The sequence below is a fragment of the Nonomuraea turkmeniaca genome, from assembly GCF_005889735.1.
Lineage (GTDB): Bacteria > Actinomycetota > Actinomycetes > Streptosporangiales > Streptosporangiaceae > Nonomuraea > Nonomuraea turkmeniaca.
On record NZ_VCKY01000392.1, the window covers coordinates 1 to 5,826 of the forward strand.

At 71.7% G+C, this 5,826-nt stretch carries 6 protein-coding genes and 2 pseudogenes; 6 read left to right on the forward strand and 2 right to left on the reverse strand.

The window, feature by feature from the left end:
• The 4 genes and pseudogenes from ETD86_RS52025 to ETD86_RS52040 all read left to right on the forward strand — a co-directional run.
• Positions 1–200, forward strand: a pseudogene (locus tag ETD86_RS52025) (hypothetical protein); the annotation flags it as partial.
• A 176-nt stretch (positions 201–376) separates the two neighbouring features.
• Positions 377–565 carry a DUF5999 family protein gene (locus ETD86_RS52030; RefSeq protein ID WP_138674009.1) on the forward strand — a complete coding sequence of 63 codons (189 nt, stop codon included), beginning with the start codon at positions 377–379 and terminating at the stop codon, positions 563–565.
• Positions 562–1,008 carry an ATP-binding protein gene (locus tag ETD86_RS52035; RefSeq protein WP_138674010.1) on the forward strand — a complete coding sequence of 149 codons (447 nt, stop codon included), beginning with the start codon at positions 562–564 and terminating at the stop codon, positions 1,006–1,008. The genes ETD86_RS52030 and ETD86_RS52035 overlap by 4 nt, the downstream gene beginning before the upstream one ends.
• Before the next feature lie 280 nt (positions 1,009–1,288).
• Positions 1,289–3,655 (forward strand): ATP-binding protein, encoded by a 2,367-nt coding sequence (locus ETD86_RS52040; protein ID WP_138674011.1) that lies wholly within the window; start codon positions 1,289–1,291, stop codon positions 3,653–3,655.
• A 207-nt stretch (positions 3,656–3,862) separates the two neighbouring features.
• Here ETD86_RS52040 and ETD86_RS52045 read toward each other — a convergent pair whose 3' ends face one another.
• The gene (locus tag ETD86_RS52045) at positions 3,863–4,348 is read right to left on the reverse strand and encodes a hypothetical protein (protein ID WP_138674012.1); all 486 of its coding nucleotides are present in this window, start codon (positions 4,346–4,348) and stop codon (positions 3,863–3,865) included.
• A 121-nt stretch (positions 4,349–4,469) separates the two neighbouring features.
• Here ETD86_RS52045 and ETD86_RS56410 point away from each other — a divergent pair, with 121 nt between their 5' ends.
• Positions 4,470–4,619: a hypothetical protein gene (locus ETD86_RS56410; protein WP_170223767.1), complete on the forward strand. Its 150-nt coding sequence runs from the start codon at positions 4,470–4,472 to the stop codon at positions 4,617–4,619.
• A 136-nt stretch (positions 4,620–4,755) separates the two neighbouring features.
• Positions 4,756–5,007: a helix-turn-helix domain-containing protein gene (locus ETD86_RS52050; RefSeq protein ID WP_138674013.1), complete on the forward strand. Its 252-nt coding sequence runs from the start codon at positions 4,756–4,758 to the stop codon at positions 5,005–5,007.
• Between the two features lie 464 nt (positions 5,008–5,471).
• On the opposite strand, the pseudogene ETD86_RS52055 reads toward ETD86_RS52050, so the two are convergent.
• Positions 5,472–5,826 (reverse strand): annotated as a pseudogene (locus tag ETD86_RS52055) (radical SAM protein); the annotation flags it as partial.

Below are 5,826 nucleotides of genomic sequence, written 5' to 3' on the forward strand. Positions count from 1 at the left end.
AGATGTGTATAAGAGGCAGTGTGGAGGCGGTTCACGCGGGCCCGTTCAGTGAGGAGCATGTGTCGCTGAAGGTGATGGAGGAGTTCATGGCCGGGCGGGGGCTGGTGGCCGGTGGGATGCATCATGAGGTGTATCTGACGGCGTTCGACGATCCGGATCCGCGGACGGTGCTGCGGCAGCCGGTGCGGGCGGCCGGCTGACGCTCGGGTGACGGGGCCGTCCTCCGGCTGGGGGGCGGCCTCTACGTACGTTCGAGATGTAGGTACCTATATGGGGATTTCTCACCTGCTTCTCGGGGTGGGTGTGGAGGCATTCTGAACGTGTGACCCGCGAAAGGCGGGGAGCGAGGGAATCAGAAAGTTTGAGGATTCGCGTCATGTGCCAGCATCTGCCTCCTTGTCCGCCCGCTGATGCCGCCGGCCGCGAGGCCGCGCGGCTGGTCGCCTACCACCCTGAGCAGGGCTGGGGCCTTCTGTGCAACGGTGTGGTGTTCTTCGACGACACCGGCGAGCTGCTGCCGGACGGGCGCAGCGTCAGGCCCGCGCCGGTCCTGGCCGCGGCATGACCACGCCTGCCTGCGGCAGCACCTTGCTGGTCGCGCGGCCGGTCGCGCGGCCGGCTGTGCTGACGGCGTCGTGGACGTTCTCCTCGGCGAACCTGTCGGTGCCGCAGGCGCGGCACGCCATCCGGGCGCAGCTGGCCGACTGGGATCTGCACCATGCCTGCGAGTTCGCGGAGCTGCTGGTCAGCGAGCTGGTCACCAACGCCGTCGCGCACGCGCGCGGGCTGGTGCGGCTGAGCGTGTCGGCCGTGGGCGGCCGGCTGCGTTGCGAGGTCGAGGACGCCAGCCCGTGCCTGCCCCGCGCGCGGCACGCCCGTGACGACGAGGAGTGCTCGCGCGGGTTGTGCCTGGTGCAGGCGCTGTCGTCCGGCTGGGGCAGCACCCCTACGGGCGGCGGCAAGGTCGTGTGGTTCGAGCTGCCGGTGCCGGCGGCCGTGGACGTGTGAGGTTCCCCTGCTCACGCGCATGTGCCCGCCCGGTGGGCTGTCCGGTGCGCCGCGGTTAGGGCGCCGGCCGGCGCGCGTGGCATGGATTCACCCTCGCGATCCGTGCCACGCGCCCCCCACCGGCCAGTCAAGGGCGGGTTGCCGCATGCCCATGGGAGGGGAAAACTTCCTGTGGGTTTTTGGCGTGAACTGCCCTGGAAAACGGCCGGGACATAACCTGGGGGTCGACGACGGGGTCGGTGCGCCATGGTGACTCGCCGGCCGTGTCGTGGAAGGCGCCATGACTACGGTGACGACGAGTGCCTCACGGGGGCAGCACAACAGTGGCGGCCTGCCGGCCGAGGTGACGAGTTTCGTGGGACGTCGGCAGGAGGTGGCCGAAGTCCGGCAGCTGCTGTCCGTCTCCCGGGCGGTCACGCTGACCGGCGCGGGCGGCGTCGGCAAGACCCGGCTGGCGCTGCGGGTGGCCCACGAGGTGCGGCGCGCCTTCCGCGACGGTGTGTGGCTGGTGGAGCTGGCGGCGCTGGAGAATCCCGGCATGCTGGCGCGCGCCGTGGCCGAGACGCTGGAGATCCGCGACCACAGCACCGACCCGCCGCTGCAGGTGCTGGCCGACCATCTGCGCGACAAGCAGACGCTGGTGATCCTCGACAACTGCGAGCACCTGGTCGACGAATGCGCGGTGCTGGCCGACACGCTGCTGCGCGCGGCGCCCGAGCTGCGCATCATGGCCACCAGCCGGCACGTGCTGGGCATCGCCAGCGAGCACGCGGTGCCGGTGACGCCGCTGCCGCTGCCCGACGGGGACGGGGCGCCGCTGGAGACGTTGACGCAGACGGACGCGGTGCAGCTGTTCACCGAGCGGGCCCGCGCGGTGCTGCCGTCGTTCGCCGTCACCGACGACAACCGCGACGTCGTCACGGGCATCATCCGCCGCCTGGACGGCCTGCCGCTGGGGATCGAGCTGGCCGCCGTGCGGTTGCGCGCCCTGTCGGCCGAGCAGCTGCTGGAACGGCTGGACGACCGGTTCCGGCTGCTGACCGGCGGGTCGCGGGCGGTGCTGCCGCGCCACCAGACGTTGCGCGCCCTGATCGACTGGAGTCACGCCCTATGTTCGGAGGAGGAACGGCTGCTATGGCATCGCGCTTCGGTGTTCGCGGGGAGCCTGGACCTGGAGGGGGCCGAGACGGTCTGCTCCGGGACGGGCATCGACCGCGAGGACGTCCTCGACCTGGTGATCGGCCTGGTGGACAAGTCCGTGCTGATTCGAGAAGACCATCCGGGCGGCGTCCGCTACCGGATGCTGGACACGCTGCGCCAGTACGGCCGCGAACGGTTGTGCGAGCGCGGCGAGGAAGCGCGGCTGCGGCGGCGGCATCGCGCTTATTATCGCGACCTGGCGGGCCGCGCCCGTGCGGAGGTGTTCGGGCCGGAGCAGGTGGCCTGGTTCAACCGGCTGCAGCTGGAGCACGCCAACCTGCGCAGCGCCCTGGACGGCTGGCTGGCGACGCCGGCGGACGCCGCGATCGGGCTGAGCGTGGCCACCGATCTGCTGTATCACTGGATCACCAGTTATTACCTAGGTGAGGGACGGGCCTGGCTGGAGCGGGGTCTGGCCGCCGTTACCTCACCTGACGACGTACGCGGCCGCGCGCTGTGGGCCGGCGGCTGGCTGGCCGTCATCCAGGCCGACCTGCCGGCCGCCCGGGCCATGCTGGAGGAGTGCCACCGCATCGGCGAGCGTCTCGGCGATGAGTCGCTGCTCGGGTACGCCGAGCTGTTCACCGGCATGGTCGCCATGTTCCAGGAGCGTCCCCGGGACGCGATCGTCTCTTACGAGCATGCCTTGGAACGCCACCGCGGCACCGGCGATCCGGTGGGGCTGGCGTTGTCGCTGATCCGGCTGTCGCTGGCCCGCTCGTTCGTGGGCGAGTCCGACGCCGCCATCGACGCGGCCGAGCAGGCGCTGAAGGTGTGCGACGCCCACGGGGATGGCTGGCACAAGGCGTACACCATGATGGCGCTGGGGGTAGAGGTGTGGCGGCAGGGGGATCTGCCGCGCGCCACGGAGCTGGAGCGCCAGAGCCTGGCGTTCAACCGGTCGCTGGGCGACCTGCTGGGTGTGGGGATCACGATCGAGGTGCTGGCGTGGATCGCCGCCACCCAGGGCCTGCACGAGCGGGCCGGGCGGCTGCTGGGCGTGCTGGAGACGGTGTGGAGCCTGGTGGGGGCGCCGCTGTCGGGGTACGGGCATCTGGCCGGCTACCACGAGGAGTGCCAGGCGCGCGTGCGAGAGGCACTGGGGGAGGCGGCCTTCGCCGCGGCGGTCCGGCGGGGCGCCCGGCTGCCTTACGAGGAGGCGGTGGCGTACGCGCTGCAGGAGGACAAGCCGGGCGGGCCGGATCCGAAGGAGGCGCCGGAGGCCAGGGGGGAGCAGGCGGCGCTGACGCGCCGCGAGCGGGAGATCGCGCAGCTGGTGGCGCAGGGGATGACGAACAAGGAGATCGCGGCGTCCCTGGTGATCGCTCAGCGCACCGCGGAGGGGCACATCGAGCACATCTTGACCAAGCTCGGGTTCAACTCCCGCTCCCAGATCGCGGTGTGGGTGGGCGAGCAGGCCCGCGCCGACGGCGACGCCCTGTCGTGAGGCGCCGGTTCCGGTCTTCGGCGGCATGGGGGCCGGAACCGGCCAAAGAGGGAATGGTGACCGCTGGTTCCGGCTGGCAGGTGGTCAGTACGGCAGTGTCCGCCCTGACGGGGTCCGCAGGTCCAGGCTTTGCGGGGTTCGGGGCTTCTTGGTGGTGCGGATCTGTATCCTGCGCACGGTGGCGGTGACTCCTGTCGTTCGTGTCGATCATGCGTGCGGCGTGAGCCGCAGTTCGAACCAGACGGTGGCGCCGGCGGCGCCCCAGCAACACGCCAGCTGCTCCAGCAGCGCGGCGACGCCGCGGGAGGGCCGCGCGCCGGTGGGCGGCGTGCCGTGCTCGCTGATCTCGCAGCGCAGCAGGCCGTCCTCGGCCGTCAGCGTCAGTCCGATCTTCTCGGCGCCCCGGGTGAGGGCGTCGTCGGTGAGCCGGCCGGCCAGCTGCTCGGCGGCGGCGGTGGCCGCCTGGTCCAGCTGCCAGGCCGACAGCCGGGCCGCGGTCAGGCGGCGTGCGGTGCGTACGGCCGAGGGCCGGGCCGCCATCGTCCAGGTGATCGTGCGCTCCTGTCCGGTCCATCCGGCGCGTAGCGCCAGTTCGTGTCCTACGGTGAGCAGGCCGTTCCAGGACGGCAGGCGCCAGCCGGGTCGCTCCCGCGATGTGTCGCCTGGCGTGAATCGCTGGCACATGGTGGTCACGTTGGTCCTTTCCCCCGGTTGCGTGAACACGTGTCCAGCCTCACATCAGCTCTAAACCTCCAATACGGGACAAATCCCCATATCTGTACCTAGAAGCTCTACGTACGTAGTCCGCCGCATCATGAGCGCCGCGCCCATGCGGCTTCCCGCGAACCGGGGGGTGTTCACCGTCGCGCGGCCCGGGTTGCCGCCCCGCCTGGTCGCCGTGCTCATGCCGAGCGCGTGCGAAGCCTCCCGGCGCCCGCCGGCCGCCCGCCGCCGGCTGTCATGACCAGCGCCCGGCGTCGCTGACTTCGGGTGGCGCGGCATCGGGTGGCGCGGCTTGCCCGCTGGTTCCATCCGGTGGCCCATCATGGATGGCGATAACAATACCGGTATTTGTATACCATGGGTGTAGAATGAGCTTCATGGTGCGACCTCCTCTCACCCCCGACGAACGCCTGCGCGGCGAGCATCTCGGCCAGCTGCTGCGCCAAGCCCGAGGCGACCGCAGCATCGTCGAGGTCGCCGCCGCGGCGGGCATGTCCGCCGAAACCCTGCGCAAGATCGAAACCGGCCGGATCGCCACTCCGGCGTTCTTCACCATCGCCGCGCTGGCCGACGTGCTGGGCGTCTCCCTCGACCACCTCGCCGTCCGCTCCACCCCGGCCCCCACCTGACCACCCGGGGGAGTGGCGCGCACCCCGGCATCCCCGGGGTGACGAGCACCCGCAGCGCGTGCGGTCCCTGGGTCAGGGGACGTCGATCGATGGATTGAGCAGCGCGCACGTGTCGAAATTCAGACACCCGCACGCCATTCACCCTCCTGCAAGATCGCGCGCCCGCCGCGCTGCTCACCACCCGCGGCGCCGTCCTGCTCACCGCATCACCTGCCGGCGCGCTCGCCTCAGGACCCCTCACGCACCTGGCCGACGCCGGGACGATCACCGCCGGCTCAGGCATGGCGATGATCCTGCTCGCCCCGGGGCGCCGCACTCACCCTGCGAACCCTCCGGCGAAGCCCGCGAGAAACGGCCATCCACGGCATGCCACGCCAGACCCGGCGGCGGCGGGCCGGACGCACCACAGCCCCCGTCCGGCGGACCCGGCCGATGACCGCACGAACCCGCCCCAGAGCGCCCCGCTACACCAGCGCCAGCTGCGCCACCCGCGGCTCGCGCCGCTGCGCCACCACCGGGCCGCACTCCATCCCGTACACCCGGCACAACTGAGCGATCTGCCCCGTGATGCGCTGCTCGTAATCGGCCGACGGCAACCCCGACCGGTCGTACAACTCCTCATAACGGGCCACCAGCTGCGGATGGGCCCGCCCCAGCCACTCCAGATACCACCCGCGCGTGCCCGGCGGCAGCCGCAGCACCACCGGCTCCACCGCCCGCGCGCCCGTCCCCGCGATCCGCCGCACCGTCGCCGCCAGCTGATCGGCCGCGTCACTGAGCAGCGGCAACACCGGCGCCATCAGCACCCGGCCCGCCACC

What these genes read in the sequence shown, in the direction of transcription:
- ETD86_RS52030 (WP_138674009.1), top strand. Translation starts at nt 377, where the DNA reads ATGTGCCAGCATCTGCCTCCTTGTCCGCCCGCTGATGCCGCCGGCCGC.
- ETD86_RS52035 (WP_138674010.1), top strand. Translation starts at nt 562, where the DNA reads ATGACCACGCCTGCCTGCGGCAGCACCTTGCTGGTCGCGCGGCCGGTC.
- ETD86_RS52040 (WP_138674011.1), top strand. Translation starts at nt 1,289, where the DNA reads ATGACTACGGTGACGACGAGTGCCTCACGGGGGCAGCACAACAGTGGC.
- ETD86_RS56410 (WP_170223767.1), top strand. Translation starts at nt 4,470, where the DNA reads ATGAGCGCCGCGCCCATGCGGCTTCCCGCGAACCGGGGGGTGTTCACC.
- ETD86_RS52050 (WP_138674013.1), top strand. Translation starts at nt 4,756, where the DNA reads ATGGTGCGACCTCCTCTCACCCCCGACGAACGCCTGCGCGGCGAGCAT.